General features: G+C 73.0%; 17 protein-coding genes. 4 read left to right on the top strand and 13 right to left on the bottom strand.

Features of this window, described 5'->3' with window-relative positions; all coding sequences use genetic code 11:
• Positions 1–223 precede the first annotated feature (223 nt).
• The 4 genes from LDL48_RS44395 to LDL48_RS05055 all read right to left on the bottom strand — a co-directional run bounded on the left by LDL48_RS44395 (position 224) and on the right by LDL48_RS05055 (position 2,989).
• The gene (locus LDL48_RS44395; RefSeq protein ID WP_225253817.1) at positions 224–742 is read right to left on the bottom strand and encodes an SET domain-containing protein; all 519 of its coding nucleotides are present in this window, start codon (positions 740–742) and stop codon (positions 224–226) included.
• Positions 739–1,389 (bottom strand): G/U mismatch-specific DNA glycosylase, encoded by a 651-nt coding sequence (gene mug / locus LDL48_RS05065; RefSeq protein WP_372472040.1) that lies wholly within the window; start codon positions 1,387–1,389, stop codon positions 739–741. Before mug ends, LDL48_RS44395 begins: the two co-directional genes overlap by 4 nt.
• Positions 1,386–2,147 carry an SDR family oxidoreductase gene (locus LDL48_RS05060; RefSeq protein WP_225253816.1) on the bottom strand — a complete coding sequence of 254 codons (762 nt, stop codon included), beginning with the start codon at positions 2,145–2,147 and terminating at the stop codon, positions 1,386–1,388. Before LDL48_RS05060 ends, mug begins: the two co-directional genes overlap by 4 nt.
• Positions 2,148–2,233: 86 nt before the next feature.
• Complete coding sequence (locus tag LDL48_RS05055) at positions 2,234–2,989, bottom strand: helix-turn-helix domain-containing protein (protein ID WP_225253815.1); 756 nt, start codon at positions 2,987–2,989, stop codon at positions 2,234–2,236.
• A 111-nt stretch (positions 2,990–3,100) separates the two neighbouring features.
• Between LDL48_RS05055 and LDL48_RS05050 the strand changes: the two genes are divergently transcribed.
• Positions 3,101–3,454: a nuclear transport factor 2 family protein gene (locus tag LDL48_RS05050; protein WP_225253814.1), complete on the top strand. Its 354-nt coding sequence runs from the start codon at positions 3,101–3,103 to the stop codon at positions 3,452–3,454.
• 9 nt (positions 3,455–3,463) lie between these two features.
• Here LDL48_RS05050 and LDL48_RS05045 read toward each other — a convergent pair whose 3' ends face one another.
• From LDL48_RS05045 to LDL48_RS05025, 5 genes are all read right to left on the bottom strand, one after another.
• A complete protein-coding gene (locus LDL48_RS05045; RefSeq protein WP_225253813.1) occupies positions 3,464–3,967 on the bottom strand; it encodes a GNAT family N-acetyltransferase in 504 nt (167 codons plus the stop codon).
• A 42-nt stretch (positions 3,968–4,009) separates the two neighbouring features.
• Positions 4,010–4,495 (bottom strand): SCO6045 C-terminal-like domain-containing protein, encoded by a 486-nt coding sequence (locus LDL48_RS05040; RefSeq protein ID WP_225253812.1) that lies wholly within the window; start codon positions 4,493–4,495, stop codon positions 4,010–4,012.
• Positions 4,492–5,310 (bottom strand): MbnB/TglH/ChrH family RiPP precursor modification enzyme, encoded by an 819-nt coding sequence (locus tag LDL48_RS05035; RefSeq protein WP_225253811.1) that lies wholly within the window; start codon positions 5,308–5,310, stop codon positions 4,492–4,494. Before LDL48_RS05035 ends, LDL48_RS05040 begins: the two co-directional genes overlap by 4 nt.
• A gap of 70 nt (positions 5,311–5,380) precedes the next feature.
• Positions 5,381–6,292 carry a TIGR04222 domain-containing membrane protein gene (locus tag LDL48_RS05030; protein ID WP_225253810.1) on the bottom strand — a complete coding sequence of 304 codons (912 nt, stop codon included), beginning with the start codon at positions 6,290–6,292 and terminating at the stop codon, positions 5,381–5,383.
• A 65-nt stretch (positions 6,293–6,357) separates the two neighbouring features.
• Positions 6,358–6,930 (bottom strand): TetR/AcrR family transcriptional regulator, encoded by a 573-nt coding sequence (locus tag LDL48_RS05025; protein ID WP_225253809.1) that lies wholly within the window; start codon positions 6,928–6,930, stop codon positions 6,358–6,360.
• Between the two features lie 178 nt (positions 6,931–7,108).
• Between LDL48_RS05025 and LDL48_RS05020 the strand changes: the two genes are divergently transcribed.
• On the top strand, positions 7,109–7,756 hold the full coding sequence (locus tag LDL48_RS05020) for an HAD family hydrolase (RefSeq protein ID WP_225253808.1): 648 nt from the start codon (positions 7,109–7,111) through the stop codon (positions 7,754–7,756).
• Positions 7,757–7,906: 150 nt separating this feature from the next.
• Positions 7,907–8,833 carry a serine protein kinase RIO gene (locus tag LDL48_RS05015; RefSeq protein WP_225253807.1) on the top strand — a complete coding sequence of 309 codons (927 nt, stop codon included), beginning with the start codon at positions 7,907–7,909 and terminating at the stop codon, positions 8,831–8,833.
• Positions 8,834–8,881: 48 nt separating this feature from the next.
• On the opposite strand, the gene LDL48_RS05010 is transcribed toward LDL48_RS05015, so the two are convergent.
• The 4 genes from LDL48_RS05010 to LDL48_RS04995 all read right to left on the bottom strand — a co-directional run bounded on the left by LDL48_RS05010 (position 8,882) and on the right by LDL48_RS04995 (position 14,869).
• Positions 8,882–9,127, bottom strand: coding sequence for a DUF2630 family protein (locus LDL48_RS05010; RefSeq protein ID WP_225253806.1), 246 nt, complete (start codon positions 9,125–9,127; stop codon positions 8,882–8,884).
• 9 nt (positions 9,128–9,136) lie between these two features.
• Positions 9,137–9,934 carry a class I SAM-dependent methyltransferase gene (locus LDL48_RS05005; protein WP_225253805.1) on the bottom strand — a complete coding sequence of 266 codons (798 nt, stop codon included), beginning with the start codon at positions 9,932–9,934 and terminating at the stop codon, positions 9,137–9,139.
• Between the two features lie 95 nt (positions 9,935–10,029).
• The gene (gene acnA / locus LDL48_RS05000) at positions 10,030–12,801 is read right to left on the bottom strand and encodes an aconitate hydratase AcnA (RefSeq protein WP_225253804.1); all 2,772 of its coding nucleotides are present in this window, start codon (positions 12,799–12,801) and stop codon (positions 10,030–10,032) included.
• Positions 12,802–12,949: 148 nt separating this feature from the next.
• Entirely contained in the window at positions 12,950–14,869 is a 1,920-nt protein-coding gene (locus LDL48_RS04995; RefSeq protein ID WP_225253803.1) for a glycosyltransferase family 4 protein, read from the bottom strand.
• 126 nt (positions 14,870–14,995) lie between these two features.
• On the opposite strand from LDL48_RS04995, the gene LDL48_RS04990 reads away from it, so the two are divergent.
• Positions 14,996–15,385: a DUF6841 family protein gene (locus LDL48_RS04990; RefSeq protein WP_225253802.1), complete on the top strand. Its 390-nt coding sequence runs from the start codon at positions 14,996–14,998 to the stop codon at positions 15,383–15,385.
• Positions 15,386–15,410 lie beyond the last annotated feature (25 nt).

Below are 15,410 nucleotides of genomic sequence, written 5' to 3'. Positions count from 1 at the left end.
GGCACAGCCCCGGCCCGGCATGAACTGGCCCTGGACTGGCCCCGGACAGCCTGGACTGGCCCCGGACAGCCTGGACTGGCCCCGGACAGCCTGGACTGGCCCCGGACAGCCTGGACTGGCCCCGGACAGCCTGGACTGGCCCCGGGCAGCCTGGACTGGCCGCGGACATGCCTGGACCGGACCCGGATCGGCCCGGGGCCGCTTGAGCGGGCCGGCGTCCCGCTCAGGCGGTGCCGTCGATGCGGGCCAGGAGTGCCGGGATCCAGTGCCGGCCGTACCGCCGCCGCAGATCTGGCCGGCGCCAGTCGTCCCCGGTGACCACGCCCCGGCACCGGGCCGAGCCGCACCGGCAGGCCATCGCGAAACCGGCCACCCCGGTGCTGGTGCCGTAGTCGTTCGTCAGCTCCTCGCCGGCCCCGATGTCCCGGCGCGCGGCCAGTGCGTAGCGCCCCACCCACCACAGGTTCGGGTCGCAGCCGTGGTTGCCGTACCCGTTGTCCCGCCGCGGCGGCAGCACCAGGTGCGTGTCCGCGCCGGCCGTGATGGTGTCCACGTAGGGCCCGTCCGGGTCGGCGATCAGCCGGTCCAGCTCGGCCGTGGTGACCAGCCGCCCGCCCAGGCGGGAGACCACGGTGCCGGCCGGGATCGGTGCCCGGGCGAACAGGCCGCTCCCCTCGATCGGGGAGTCGCGCACCTCCACGTCCGGATGCAGCCAGCAGTCCGGCTCCGGCACGGCGGTCACCGGTCCGCGGCCGCCGGCGGCCCGGCGAACGCCCGGGCCCGCAGCTCCGCGAACGCCGCGGCCAGGCCGTCCACCGTGTAGTGCGCGTTCAGCCCGCTCGGGTTCGGCAGCACCCAGACCGGCACCCCGGCGACCCGATGGTCCTGCGGTCCCATGGTCGCCTTCGGCCGCCCGAACGCCACCCGGTAGGCGGTCACCCCGAGAACCGCCAGGAACCCCGGCCGCCAGCGCGCCACCAGGGCGGCCAGGACCGCACCGCCCGCGACGAGTTCACCGGGGGAGAGTTCGTCGGCGCGGGCGGTGGCCCGGGCCGCCACGTTGGTGACTCCGAGGCCCAGGGCCGGCAGCTCGCCCTGTTCGGACGGGTGCAGCTGCCGGGCGGTGAACCCGGAGCGGTGCAGCGCCGGCCAGAACCGGTTGCCCGGCCGGGCGAAGTGGTGCCCGGTGGCCGCCGAGTACAGGCTCGGGTTGATGCCGGAGAACAGCACCCGCAGATCCGGGCCGACCAGGTCCGGAATGGTCCGCCCGGCGGCGGCCGCGAGATCCGCGGGACTGGGCCGCGCCGGCCCCGCGGGCCGCTGCCGGCCGGGTTCGGAAGGGGTCGCCGCCGGTCCGGCGGGCCGCCGGACGGGCGGATGCGGGGTCACAGTGTGCGCAGCGCGCCGCCGTCGACCGGCAGCGTGATGCCGGTCAGGTAGCTCGCCGCCGGCGACAGCACGAACGCCGCCACCCGGCCGAACTCCTCCGGATCGCCCAGCCGGCCGAGCGGGACATCGGTCGCCGAGTGCGCCGCCGCCGCGGCCGGGTCGTCGGCCGCGTCGAACAGTTCGCGGGTGCGGTCGGTGAGCAGCCGGCCGGGGAGCAGGCTGACGAAGCGGACGTTGCGCGGACCGTACTCGTCGGCCATGTCCTTGGCCACCCCGGCGAGGCCGGGCCGCAGCCCGTTGGACAGGCCCAGCCCGGGCAGCGGCGCACGGGTGGACCGGGACAGCACCAGGGCGACGGCACCGCCGTCCGGCATGGCCGCGGCGAACGTGCGGGCCGCGCGCACGCTGCCCAGGAAGATCGTCTCGAACGCGTCCCGCCAGTGCTGGTCGGTCATCGCGGCCGCGGTGCCCGGCGGCGGCCCGCCCACCGAGATCAGGGCGCCGTCCAGGCGGCCGAACGTGTCGACGGCGGTCCGCACCAACGTGCCGGGAGTGTCCGGGTCGGCCAGATCGGCCGCCACTCCGACCGCGTGGCCGGCGCCACCGAGGGACGCGGCGGCCCGGTCGACGTTCGCGGGGTCACGGGAGGACAGGACCACCCGGGCACCGTCGGCGACGAGGGCCTGTGCGGTGGCGAAGCCGAGGCCCTTCGAGGCGCCGGTGAGGACGAAGACGCGATCCGCGAGGCCGAGGTCCATCCGCCGATCCTGCCACGCGACCCGGCCCGGCGCGGGGCCGGGAAGGACCACGTCCAGGACGTCGTCGATGAGGGCGTGTGCGCCGTTCAGGCCCGGAGCGCCTCGGCGGTCGCCGCGTCGGCCGGGAGGAACGACTCGACGGCGAGTTCCGCCAGCGTCACGTCCAGCGGTGTGCCCAGCACCGACGTCACGCTGAAGAAGTTCAGCTCCCGGCCGTCCAGGTGGTAGCGCAGCGGCACCAGTACGCCGTCCGGGCGGCCGTGGGCGGTACCGCCGGGCAGCGCGCGCAGTTCGTCGTACATCGATCGCAGCACCGGGTCGCCGGTGGCCGCCGCCTGCCGGTCCAGCCGGTGCAGCACGTGCGACCGCCAGTCCGGCAGGTTGCCGATCCGCGGTGCCATCCCGTCCGGGTGCAGCGACAGGCGCAGCACGTTCACCGGCGGCTCCAGCAGGTGCGCCGCCGCGCCCGCGAGCAACGGCGCGACCGCGGCGTTCGCCTCCACCAGCGTCCAGTGCCGGTCCACCAGCAGCGCCGGGTACGGCTCGTGCGCGGCGAGCAGGTCGCGCAGCCCGGCCAGCACCGTGGCCAGCCGGGGGCCGTGCAGCTCGGTCTCCGCGTACCCGGGTGCGAAGCCGCCGGCCAGCAGCAGTTCGTTGCGCGACCGCAGGGGTACGTCGAGCTCCCCGGCCAGCCGCAGGATCATGTCCCGGGTCGGCCGGGAGCGCCCGGTCTCCACGAACGACAGGTGCCGCGCCGACACCCCCGCCCGGACCGACAGCTCCAGTTGGCTCAGCCGCCGGCTGCCCCGCCACCGCCGCAGCAACTGCCCGACCTCCGTCATGTCCCGATCGTAGGAACCGGTCCGCGCCGGGCCCATTACCTGGCGGGTAATCGACGCGCTTACCGGTTCGGGAGACGGTGGAACCCGTCCGAACCGAACGAGGAGGATCCGATGAGTGACATGGTGGAGAGGTACCTGGCGGTCTGGAACGAGACCGACCCGGCGGCCCGCCGCAGCGCGATCGACGACGTCTTCACCGACGACGTCCGGTACGTGGACCCGCTCGCCGCGGTGACCGGCCGAGACGCGCAGGACGGGTTGATCGGGGCGGTGCACCGGCAGTTCCCTGGTTTCGTGTTCACGCCCGCCGGGCCGGCCGACGCCCATCACGACCTGGTGCGGTTCACCTGGCGGCTGGGCCCGCCCGGCGAGGAGCCGCCGGTGCTCGGTTTCGACGTGGCGGAGCGTGGCCCGGACGGCCGGATCAGGCTGGTGCTCGGTTTCCTCGACCGGGTCCCGGCCTGACCCCGGTGGTCAGAGCGCGAACTGGCGGGTGGTGGTGCCGAACCAGCGGTCGGTCAGGCCCTCGTCGGCCATGCCGAGCCGCCCGGCCACCGCCTGCGACCGCTCGTTGTCGGGGTCGGTCAGCGCCAGCACCCGGGGCAGCGCGGCCAGCCCGAGCAACGCGCCCGCGGCCTCGGTCACCAGGCCGCGTCCCCAGTGGTCCGGGTGCAGGTGCCAGCCGACCTCGACCTCGTCGGTGGGGCCGTTCGCGTCGGCGAGCGGGAGCAGCAGCACGGTCCCCACCGGTGCCGAGGCGCCGGTGGGGACGATGGCCCACAGTCCGAGCGGGGCGGACTGGACCGTCCGCCAGCGGTCCAGCCGGGTGCGGGCCTCGTCGAGATCGGTGACGACGCGGCGCGGATGCGGGCCGAGCCAGCGCATCACGTCCCAGCGCGAGTACAGGTCGTAGAACGCGTCCAGGTCGTCCGGTTCCCAGGCGCGGAGCAGGAGGCGCGGCGTACCCAGCAGTTCCACGGCTCAGTTCCGGCGGCGCGAGGTGAGGGACATGAGACGAACCTACGCCCTGCCGGCGGCCGGGGTGCGACGCAGCACACGTACCCGCCCGGCGATCTGCACCGCGACCACCCCGCCCGCGCGCCGCACCGCCGGTCCGCGCCGCCGTCGCGGTGCGGACGTCCCGTCGTACCGCCATTCCGCCTCCCGCGCCGCCAGCTCCGCGCCGGCCAGCGCGGGCAACGCCGCACCCAACTCGCGGGCGAAGTCCCAGCCGTCGCGGAGCGAGCCGTTGGTCGGCCGGCGGGCCGCCCACCGGGCGAACGTGCCGGTCCATTCCGCACCGTGCCCGGCCGCCAGCAGCGGCCACTGCCACGCGACGTCCCCGGCCCGCTTGCGCAGCAGCGCGACCCGGGCCACGCCGACCAGACGACCGTCGAACCCCTCGGGTACGGGCGCACCGGCGGTCAATGCCGCGACCAGGCCGGCCTGGCGCTCGGCCAGGGTCTCCGCCCGGCCGCCGCCCGCATCGGCGCCGCGGCCGTTCATGTGACCGCCGGGTACCCGGACGCCTGGGCGATCGCGTCCAGTTCCGCGCGCAGCGCCGCGGCCGGCGGGTAGTCGCCGTCGCGTTCCAGCATCAGCGCCGGCGGCCGGTGCCGGGCCGACAGCTCGGCGACCAGCGCCAGCACCGCCTCCGGCACCGCGTCGGTGTGCGTGTCGTGGTAGATCCCGTCGTGCTCGGCGCCGCCCGCCACATGCACGTAGGCGACCCGCTCCAGCGGCACCCGGTCGAGCAGCGCGGCCGGGGCGGTGCCGCGGTTGCGCGCGTTGGCGTACACGTTCGCCACGTCCAGCAGGAGCAGCGCGCCGGTCCGGTCCAGGATCTCGGTGAGGAACGCGCCCTCGTCCATCTCGTCGTCCGGCCAGTCGAACACCGCGGCGATCGGCTCCAGCGCGATCGGCACGTCCAGCTCGGCCTGGGTACGCCGGACGTTCGCGACGACGGCGTCCACCGCCTCGCGGCTGCGCGGGACCGGCAGCAGGTGGCCGGCCTCGACGCCGCCCGCCCGGACGAACGCGATGTGCTCGCTGACCAGCGGCGCGCCCAGCCGGCGGGCGACCCCGGCGAGATGTTGCACCCGGGCCGGCTCGACCGGCTCGGCGCCGCCCAGCGACAACCGGATGCCGTGCGGAACCACCGCCACGCCACGGCCGGTCAGCTCGTCCAGGCCGGGCGGCAGATCCCCGTGCGGGTGCACCGATTCCGCCACGACCTCGGCGAACCGCAGGCCGGGCAGGTCCGCCACGAACCCGGCGATCTCGGGGCGCCAGCCGATGCCGACGCCGTACTCCGTGCTCATCCGCCGCCTCCGCAGCCTTCGCAGCGCTCGCGGCCTCCGTGGGTCCCGGCGCTTGCGTAGTGCACGGTGCTCATCCGCCGCAGCCTCCTCCGCCGCCGCCGCAACCTCCACCGCCTCCGCCCCCGCCGGAGCTGCACGAACTGCCGCTGCTGCAGCCGGAACCGCCGGAGGCGAGGGAGTTGTTCGCGGCCTGCCGGATCTCCGCCTCGGCCGCGAAGGCCGGGTCCATCAGGTACAGGGCGCCGGCGCCGTACAGCGCGACACCCATCGCCGCGCCGGTCGCGCCGTAGGTGGCGTACGACGGCCGCTGGGCCGGCGCCAGGTGGGCGTTGCTGTGCCGCATCCGCATCAGCCCGGTGGACGCGGCGGGGGTGCGGGTGGCGCTGGCGCGTACCAGCATCCACACCGTGACCACAGCGGCCAGCACGATCAGGCCGAGCAGGAAGCCGACCGGGCGGTCGTTCTGGAGGCCGTCGACCAGGCGGGCGAAGCCGAGCAGCACCACCGCGGCGCCGGCGACGGACCACATCAGGGCGGCGCGCCGCTGGCCCCGGGTGACCGCGAGGCCGGCCGTCTCCAGACCGTCCCGCAACTGCTCGACGGCCCGGACCACCCACTGGTCGCTGCCGACCTCGCGGGCCGGGACCTGCCGGCCCGCCGCGTGATGGACCGCGGTGTCCAGGGGCGTGACGCCGGACGGCAGCGGACCGGACTGGACCAGCGTGCGGCCGGGACCGGTGCCGAGGGCGCCGGCCGCGCGCAGCCCGCCGAGCGCGGTGTAGACGGCCAGCCGGGCCCCGCCGTTCAGGTAGGCGATCTGCTGCGGGCCGAGCCGGTCCACGTCGACGCCGGTGTCGCCGCGGAAGAGGATCCGCCGGTGCACCGCCGCGGCCACCGCCACGGCGACGATCAGGACGAGGTAGAGGACGAGGAAGGCCGGGCCGGAGATGCCCCAGGTGTCGCTGTTCGCGGTGGATCCCATCAGCGGTACCTCCCCTGCAGGTGGAACGTCAGGCCCTCATTGTGCAGGCCCGCGCAACCGTCCGGTTACGCACGGCGAACCGCCTCTTCCACCAGGTCAAGGACCCGGCTCAGCTCGCCCGGCGGGCGGCCGGTGGCCAGGTGCAGCACCATGCCGTCGTACGCCAGCTCGAGGAACTGGGTGAGCACCTCGACGGCGATGTCGTCGCGCAGCACGCCGGCCTCCCGCTGGCGCTGCAGGCGCTCCCGGGTGGCCTCGGCGATGGCCGCGGAGCGGGCCGCCCAGCGTTCGGCGAAGGCCGGATCGGTGCGCAGCCGCCGGGACACCTCGAGCTGGCTGCCGAGCCACCCGGCCGTGTCGCCGGAGCCGGCCCGGTCCAGCAGGTCGCGCATCACCTGAACCAGGCCGTTGTCCGCCACGGTCTGCACCATGGCGGCGGCGTCGTCCTCGGCCACCGCCAGGAACAGCGAGTCCTTGTCGCGAAAATGGTGGAAAATGGCGCCCCGCGACAGCCCGGTGGCGTCCTCCAGCCGGCGGACCGTGGCGCCCTCGTAGCCGAACCGCGCGAAGCAGCTCCGCGCCGCGGCGAGGATCTCGTGGCGGCGGGCGTCAAGCTGGTCCTGGCTCACCCTGGGCACGGCGTCGATCGTGTCATGCCGGTTCCGGCGCTTGCAATCCGTACGTACGGCTTGCCAGTCGTCCGGGTCATTCGCCGCAGGTGGGCTGACCGGATGATGCGAATTCGACCATCCCGACCATGGTTTGTTAACAGATGCGGGCTGTCGGCCGACGTGCCCGCTCACGTAAAGTGCCCGCGTGCCTCTCGTCTTCCTGGCCCTGGACGACACCCTGCTCGACCGCAGCGGTGCCTTCCGGCTGTGGGCGAAGGGCTTCCTGGACGAGATCGGCGCGCCGGCCGAGGACCTGGACTGGTTACTGTCCGTGGACGCCGACGGACTGACCTCCCGGTGGGACCTGGCCGACGCCGTCCGCGACCGGTACGAGCTGCACATCCCCTCGATCGACCTGCTCGAGGAGATGCACGAAGGTCCCTTGGCGTACGAACGGTTGGACCCTCTCGTGGCCTGCGCACTGCAGATCGCCGGCGACGCCGGTTGGGTGCCGGTGGTGGTCACCAACGGTCCGCACGAGCTGCAGGAGACCCGCATCCGGCGTACCGGCCTGGACCGCTATGTCGCCGACTGGGTGATTTCCGAGCAGGCCGGCGTCAGCAAGCCGAACCCGCGGATCTTCGCCATGGCGGCGCAGCGCGTCCGCATGCGGCTGGGCGGCGCGTGGGTGGTGGGCGACAGCCCCGAGGCCGACATCGGAGGCGCCGCCGCGATGGGGCTGCCCAGCGTCTGGCTGCACCGCGGCCGGGAGTGGTTCGACAACCGGTACGCGCCGACCCGCATCGTCGGCAACGTCATCCAGGGCCTGTCCGCGGTGATGGCGACCCGCTGAGGTAATTCGGTTGCGCGGGCCGGTCCGGGCCCGTCAGAGTGGGTCCGTCAGGAACGATCCTGCGCGAGAGAGGGGGGTGGAACCCATGGCTGTCTTTGCGATGTGCCGTGCCCGAGTTCCCATGACCTTTCTCTCCGAGGAGACCCCGAAGTGCGCGAGCACGATTCTTTCGGCCCGACGACTACCCGCCGCGGCCGCCGCAAGTTCGACGACGACGACGTCACCTTTCTGAAGCGCGGTCGGCTCGAGCCGGCGCTGAGCACCGAACCCGACTTGCCCGAGACCGGTGACCGCTGGTCCACCTGGGACGACGCCCTGCACGGCCCGGAACCCCGGCCCGACTGGGTGCGCACCGAATTCGCCGCGGTCGACACCGAGCTGGGCATGGTCAAGACCGGCAAGGAAGCCGACGTGTTCCTGGTGCGCCGGGCCATCCCGGACACCGACAAGGTCAGCATGCTGGCCGCGAAGCGCTACCGCGACGGCGACCACCGGCTCTTCCACCGCGACGCCGGATACCTGGAGGGCCGCCGGGTGCGCCGCTCCCGCGAGATGCGCGCCATGACCGGCCGCACCTCGTTCGGCAAGGAACTCATCGCCGGCCAGTGGGCCGCCGCCGAGTTCGGTGCCCTCAGCCACCTGTGGCAGGTGGGCCAGGAGAGCGGGGCGGTCTCCGTGCCGTACCCGGTCCAGCTGCTCGGCACCGAGCTGATGCTGGAATTCATCGGCGACTGGGAAACCGGCGAGGCGGCACCCCGGCTGGCACAGACCCGTCCCGACCCGGACCGGCTGGCGGACCTGTGGCGGCAGATGGTGGACGCGCTGTCCGTGCTGGCCCGGGCGCAGGTGGCACACGGCGACCTGTCGCCGTACAACCTGCTCGTGCACGACGGCCGGCTGGTGCTCATCGACCTGCCGCAGATCGTCGACGTGATCGCCAACCCGCAGGGCGCCGACTTCATCGCCCGGGACGTCCGCAACGTGGCCAAGTGGTTCGGCGCCCGCGGCCTGCCCGCCGACGTGCTCGACGCGGACGGGCTGATCGAGCGGCTGCTCTACGAGTCAGGGCTGCAATGACCGGCCCGCACCGCAGGGGCGGCCCCGCCGCCCCTGCGGTCCGCCGGCCTACTGGAGGTAGTTCTCGACCTCGCTGGTGCTGTGCGCCTTCTCCGCGTCCGGGTCGTTGCCCACCTCGCGGGCCGCGCGGCGGCGGCGGAGCAGGTCCCAGCACTGGTCCAGAGCTTCCTCGAGTTCGTTGAGCCGGGCGTGTTCCTCGTCCGAGGAGATCTCGCCGCGGCGCAACTGCTCCCGCAGCTTGTGTTCCTCGTCGACCAGGCCGTTGATCCGGCTCAGCACAGTCTTGTCATCCATGCGCCGAGCCTAGCCAGCCCGGGCGACGCTGAGCAGGTGGCTGCTGGCACCGAACAGCGTCGGGTCCTCCTCGACCAGACGCATCTTCGCCAGCAGCTGGGCGGTCCGGTCCGGCCGGTCCAGGATGTCGTCCAGGCGGGGGCCGCTCATCCACAGCGGCCCCTCGACCGCGAACCGGCGCTGCACCGCCAGACCGGCGTCGGCGGCCTCGGCGGCGATCTCGTCGGGATGGTGGAAGTACGCGGTGACGAGCCACGGGCCGGCCGGGTCGGCGTTGCGGTGCGCGCCGTCGACCAGCGCGCCGTCCACCAGCGCCTCGAACCGGGGATCGGCGATGACGTCGGTCACGAAGCCGGCGAACAGCGAGGCGTACCGGCTGATCGTGGCCGCCACCACCAGCCCGCCGGGGCGCAGCACGCGGGCCGCCTCGCGCCAGGCGGTCACCCGGTCGGCGCGGTCCGGCAGGTGGTACAGCGGACCGAGCAGCAGCACCACGTCGGCACTGCGGTCCGCGGCCGGCAGGGTACGGGCGTCGCCCACGGCGGCGGTCACGCCGGGCCGGGCCGCCGCCAGGGACACGTGGCCGGAGACCGGGTCGACCACGTGCACCCGGTACCCGTCGCGGGCCAGCGGCTCGGCGTAGGCCCCGGTGGCGCCGCCGACGTCCAGCACCGTGGCCGGCGCGGCCGGCAGCACCCGGCCGAGCACATCCCGGGTACGCAGGAACTCGAGGCGGCCGGGGCCGGTGGCGAGCCGGTCGCGTTCGCCACCGCGCTGGTAGAAGGCCATGATCTCCGGCTGCAGCATGGGGCGATCGTGCCCGGCGGGGCCGGTGCGGACAACCGGAAAACGCGGCGCCCCGCCGTCCGGTGCGGACGGCGGGGCGCCGGAAGCGCGACGGCTCAGCTGGTCAGCATCTTGCGCAGCACGTACTGCAGGATGCCGCCGTGGCGGTAGTAGTCCGCCTCGCCGGGTGTGTCGATCCGGACGTCCGCGTCGAACTCCACGCCGGTGTCGGTGCGGACCTTGACGGTGCCCGGGATCTCGCCGTCGTTGAGCGCGGTCACCCCGGTGATGGTGAACGTCTCGGTGCCGGTGAGGCCGAGCGACTCGGCGTTGGTCTTCGGCGGGAACTGCAACGGCAGCACGCCCATGCCGATCAGGTTCGAGCGGTGGATGCGCTCGTAGGACTCGGCAATGACCGCCCGCACGCCCAGCAGCATGGTGCCCTTGGCCGCCCAGTCGCGGGACGAGCCGGAGCCGTACTCCTTGCCGGCCAGGATGACCAGCGGCACGCCGGCCTCCTGGTACGCCACCGAGGCGTCGTAGATGGTGCTCTGCTCGCCGGTCAGGTGGTTGACCGTGAAGCCGCCCTCGACGCCCGGCACCAGCTGGTTGCGCAGCCGGATGTTGGCGAACGTGCCGCGGATCATCACCTCGTGGTTGCCGCGGCGGGAGCCGTACGAGTTGAACTCGTGCCGGGGCACGCCGTGCTCGGCGAGGTACTTCCCGGCAGGGGAGTCCGGCTTGATCGAGCTGGCCGGGGAGATGTGGTCGGTGGTGACCGAGTCGCCCAGCTTCGCCAGCACCCGGGCGCCGGAGATGTCCACCACCGGCGTGGTGTCGGCGGACATGCCCTCGAAGTACGGGGGCTTGCGCACGTACGTCGACTCGGCCGCCCAGGCGAACGTGTCCCCGGTCGGCGTGGGCAGCGACTGCCACTGCTCGTCGCCGGCGAAGACGTCGGAGTAGGCGGCGCTGAAGCCGGTCGCGCCGATCGCCGAGGCGATCACGTCGTCGATCTCCTTGGCGCTGGGCCAGATGTCGGCGAGGTGCACCGGCTGGCCGTCCGAGCCGGTGCCGAGCGGCTCCGTGGTGATGTCCAGGTCCATCGTGCCGGCCAGGGCGTACGCCACCACCAGCGGCGGCGACGCCAGGTAGTTCATCTTGACGTCCGGGTTGATCCGGCCCTCGAAGTTGCGGTTGCCGGAGAGCACCGACACGGCGGTGAGGTCCGCCTCGTTGACCGCGGCGGAGATGGCCTCGGGCAGCGGGCCGGAGTTGCCGATGCAGGTGGTGCAGCCGTAGCCGACCAGGTTGAAGCCGAGCTTGTCCAGGTACGGCGTGAGGCCGGCCCGGTCGTAGTAGTCCATGACCACCTTGGAGCCGGGCGCCAGCGTGGTCTTCACCCACGGCTTGCGGGTCAGGCCCCGCTCGACCGCGTTCCGGGCGAGCAGCGCGGCACCGATCATCACCTGCGGGTTCGAGGTGTTGGTGCAGCTCGTGATGGCGGCGATGACGACCGCACCGTGGTCGAGTTCGAACTCGGTGCCGTCGTCGCCGGTCACCCGGACCGGGTTTGACGGCCGGCCCTCGGCACCGGTGGCGGCCGAGAAGACGTGCGGCTTGTCCGATTCCGTGGAGGAGCCGGCGGCCGGCGGATCGCTGGCCGGGAACGACTCCTCGCTGGCCTCGTCCGCGCGGCCGGACGGCTGCACGTAGTTGGCCAGCGCGTCGCGGAACATCGGCTTGGCGGCGTTCAGCGGCACCCGGTCCTGCGGGCGCTTCGGGCCGGCCAGCGACGGCACGATGGTGGACAGGTCGAGTTCGAGGCGCTCGGAGTACTCCGGCTCGGCGGCCGGGTCGTGCCACAGGCCCTGCCGCTTGGCGTACGCCTCGACCAGCGCCACCTGCTGCTCGCTGCGCCCGGTCAGCGTGAGGTACTTGATGGTCTCGCCGTCGATCGGGAAGATCGCCACGGTCGAGCCGTACTCCGGCGACATGTTGCCGATGGTGGCCCGGTTGGCCAGCGGCACCGCGCTCACGCCGGGGCCGTAGAACTCGACGAACTTGCTGACCACGCCGTGCTCGCGGAGCATCTCGGTGATGGTCAGGACCAGGTCGGTGGCGGTGGTGCCGGCCGGCATCTCGCCGTGCAGCTTGAAGCCGACCACCCGCGGGATGAGCATGCTGACCGGCTGGCCGAGCATCGCGGCCTCGGCCTCGATGCCGCCGACGCCCCAGCCCAGCACGCCCAGGCCGTTGACCATGGTGGTGTGCGAGTCGGTGCCGACCACGGTGTCCGGGTACGCCTGGCCGTTTCTTTCCATGATCGTGCGGGCCAGGTACTCGATGTTGACCTGGTGCACGATGCCGGTGCCGGGCGGGACCACCTTGAACTCGTTGAACGCGGTCTGGCCCCAGCGCAGGAACTGGTAGCGCTCCCGGTTGCGCTGGTACTCCAGCTCGACGTTGCGCTGGAAGGCGTCCTCGCGGCCGAACAGGTCGGCGATCACCGAGTGGTCGATGACCAGCTCGGCCGGGGCCAGCGGGTTGACCTTGGTGGGGTCGCCGCCGAGCTCGCGCACCGCTTCGCGCATGGTGGCGAGGTCGACGACACAGGGCACGCCGGTGAAGTCCTGCATGAGGACGCGCGCCGGGGTGAACTGGATCTCCACACTCGGGTCGGCGGTGGGGTCCCATCCGCCGAGTGCGCGGATGTGGTCGGCGGTGATGTTCGCGCCGTCCTCGGTCCGCAGCAGGTTCTCCAGCAGGATCTTCAGGGAGTAGGGCAGGCGTTCGTGGCCCTCCACCTTGTCGATCGTGAAAATCTCGTAGCTCGCGTCTGCGACGCGCAGCTGGCTCTTCGCACCGAAGGTGTCGAGGCTCGCCACGTCATCTCCTTCACACCCAGCGACCGTGAGTAGTCCTCAACAGTCTTTCGCAACGGTGACGGATGCGCGTCAGTAAGGCACACCTAACCGACGGTTCACGTCTCCAGTAAACCGTACGTCCGTCTTGTATAGCGGCGCAAGCCGGGGGTCAGGCGGTGACGCGCACCGAGAATTCGTTGTTCTGCTCGTAGTAGGGCTGCACCTTGACCTCGCCCAGGGTCGCGGCCGGAAGCACGTACGCGACGTTCTTGCGGGCCACGTCGTCCAGGAACCGGCCGAACCGGATCGGGTCGCCGTCCGCCGGGCGGAGCCACAGGCCCCACACGCCCGGGTCCAGGGCCGGCACGGTGGTCCGGAACGCGGTGCCGGAGGTCGGCTCCAGCGGCCGTTCCACCACCTTGCCCTCCGGGCCGAGCAGCTTGAGCGCGGCGCCGTCCAGCGACACCCCGAACGCCTCCGCGTCGACGTGCACGCCGTCCGCGTCCACCCGGACGTCACCCACCTCGGCGTGCACCGGGCGGCGCCAGACCCGCAGGCCCAGGCCGCCGTCGGGCAGCCGGTAGGGCAGCCGGACCAGTACCTCCTGCCCCGGCTCCGGACGGTGGTCGATCAGCGCGCGGGTGTCCAGCGCACCGGCCTGCACCTCGACGCCGTCCGCGGTGAACAGTTGCCAGATGCCCTGCGAGACCCGCTCGCCCACCGGGATCTCGGCCGGCCCGCCGATCCGCCGCCAGACCAGCGCGGTGCCCTCCGGCACGGCCGGGCCGGGCCGGACCTCGAGCTCGCCGCCGGGCGCGGCGACGCAGGTGGCGGTGGGTACGGTGAGCGTCGGCGCCGGCCCGAGCAGCACCGGCGGGGTCACCGGGCCGGGGGTACGGCGGGGCAGGAACCGGCTCCACCAGCGGGCCCGGCGGCGGGCCTTGCGCTCGGCCAGCTCGGCGAACAGCTGCTCGTAGCGCTCGGCGATCGGATCCGGGTCGTACCGCTCGGAGTTCTTCAGCGCGGCCTCGGCCATCGCCCGGCGCTTCTCGTCGTCGGAGACCACCCGCAGCAGCGCGTCGCCCATCGCGTCCGGGTCGCCGACCGGGGTCAGGATGCCGTCCACGTCGTCGGCGAGGATCTCGGCCGGACCGTACGGTGCGTTGGTGCTGACCACGGGGACGCCGCAGCGCATGGCCTCGACCAGCGTCATGCCGAACGGCTCGCGGTCGGACGGCACCGCCGCGACCGAGCCCTTCGCCCATTCCGTCTCGATCGGCGTGTACGGGCCCATCATCAGCACGTGGTTGTGCAGCCCGAGCTCCAGCACCAGCCGGCGCAGCTCGTCGTTCAGCTTGCCCAGGCCGTAGATCCGCAGCTGCCAGTCCGGGTGCTCGGGGACCACCTTGGCGAACCCGCGGATCAGCACGTCGTACCGCTTGCCTTCGACCAGCCGGCCGGCCGCCACCACGATCTTGGCCCGGCCGTCGGACGGCGGCACCGTGGGCACCGGCACGCTGTTCGGGATGAACAGCAGCTTGGTGTGCTTGAGGTTGAGGTGCTTGCGGTAGTCCTTGGCGTCCCGCTTGGTGATCGTGACGAACCCGTCCAGCCGGTTGATGTGGATCGGCAGTTCCTCGCGCATCGCCTTGCGCTGCTGCCGGCGGGTCAGGTGCTCCTGGCCGATCCGGATCATCCGGTCCGGGGCGAACCGGGCCACGTACGCGATCAGGCCGGCCCGGGTGGCGATCACCACGTCCGCGTCGCTGGTCTTGAGGAACCGCTCGTACCGGTCCTCGATCATCTTGTCGTAGTCCGCGGAGCGGTAGTCCGCCTTCGGATAGAACTCGGCCGGCTGCCCGCGCAGCGGGTCCTCGGCGTCGTAGTCCGGGTGCGCCGGCCGGGTGTCCACCAGGGCCATCAACTTCACGTTCGGGTGGACCGGCAACTGCGGGATGTCCCGGTGCCGTAACGTGCTCAACACCTCGACCTCGTGCCCACGTGCCGCCAGCGCGCTGGCCAGATTGAACGTGGTGGTGATCGTGCCACCGATGCCGAAGCCGTTGTTGATGAGGAACAACACCTTCATGGGAGTTCGCAGGACCTTCCGGGCGCAGAGGGGGTGAGCGGCGCGTAACGCCCGACACGCTAGACCCTCGACGCTAGCCGTGGGGGGCGGGGTTTGTTACGAACCCGAATCGGGAATCACGCGGCCGTGAGAGCGCCCACCGACCTGGCCAACCTGACGGACTTCTTCGACCGGTACGGCTCAGCGCTGACCAGGGGAGACGTGGCGGCCGTCGCCGGTTGTTACGCGCTGCCGGGCATGGTGGTCGCCGACTCGTACAGTTTCACCTTCGCCTCGCCCGCCGCGGTGGCCCTGTCTTTCCTCGGTGCCGCTCCGGCGTACCGGGATCAACAGATCGTAGCGGCGCACGCGCAACTCAAGGACGTCCAGCCGCTCAGTGACGCGCTCGTCATGGTCGCGGTCGAGTGGGAGTACCTGGACAGCGCCGGCAACGCGGTGCCCGGGGAGTCCTACCGGTACCTGATCCGGTCCGACGCCGGTGGGCCCCGGATCACCACGGTCATCGCGACCCACTGAAACTGACGCACCCCGGTGCCATCAT

The organism is Jidongwangia harbinensis (assembly GCF_020216025.1).
GTDB classification, from domain to species: domain Bacteria; phylum Actinomycetota; class Actinomycetes; order Mycobacteriales; family Micromonosporaceae; genus Actinoplanes; species Actinoplanes harbinensis.
Note: the sequence above shows the minus strand (reverse complement) of the source record. Positions and strands in the feature narration are given on the sequence as shown.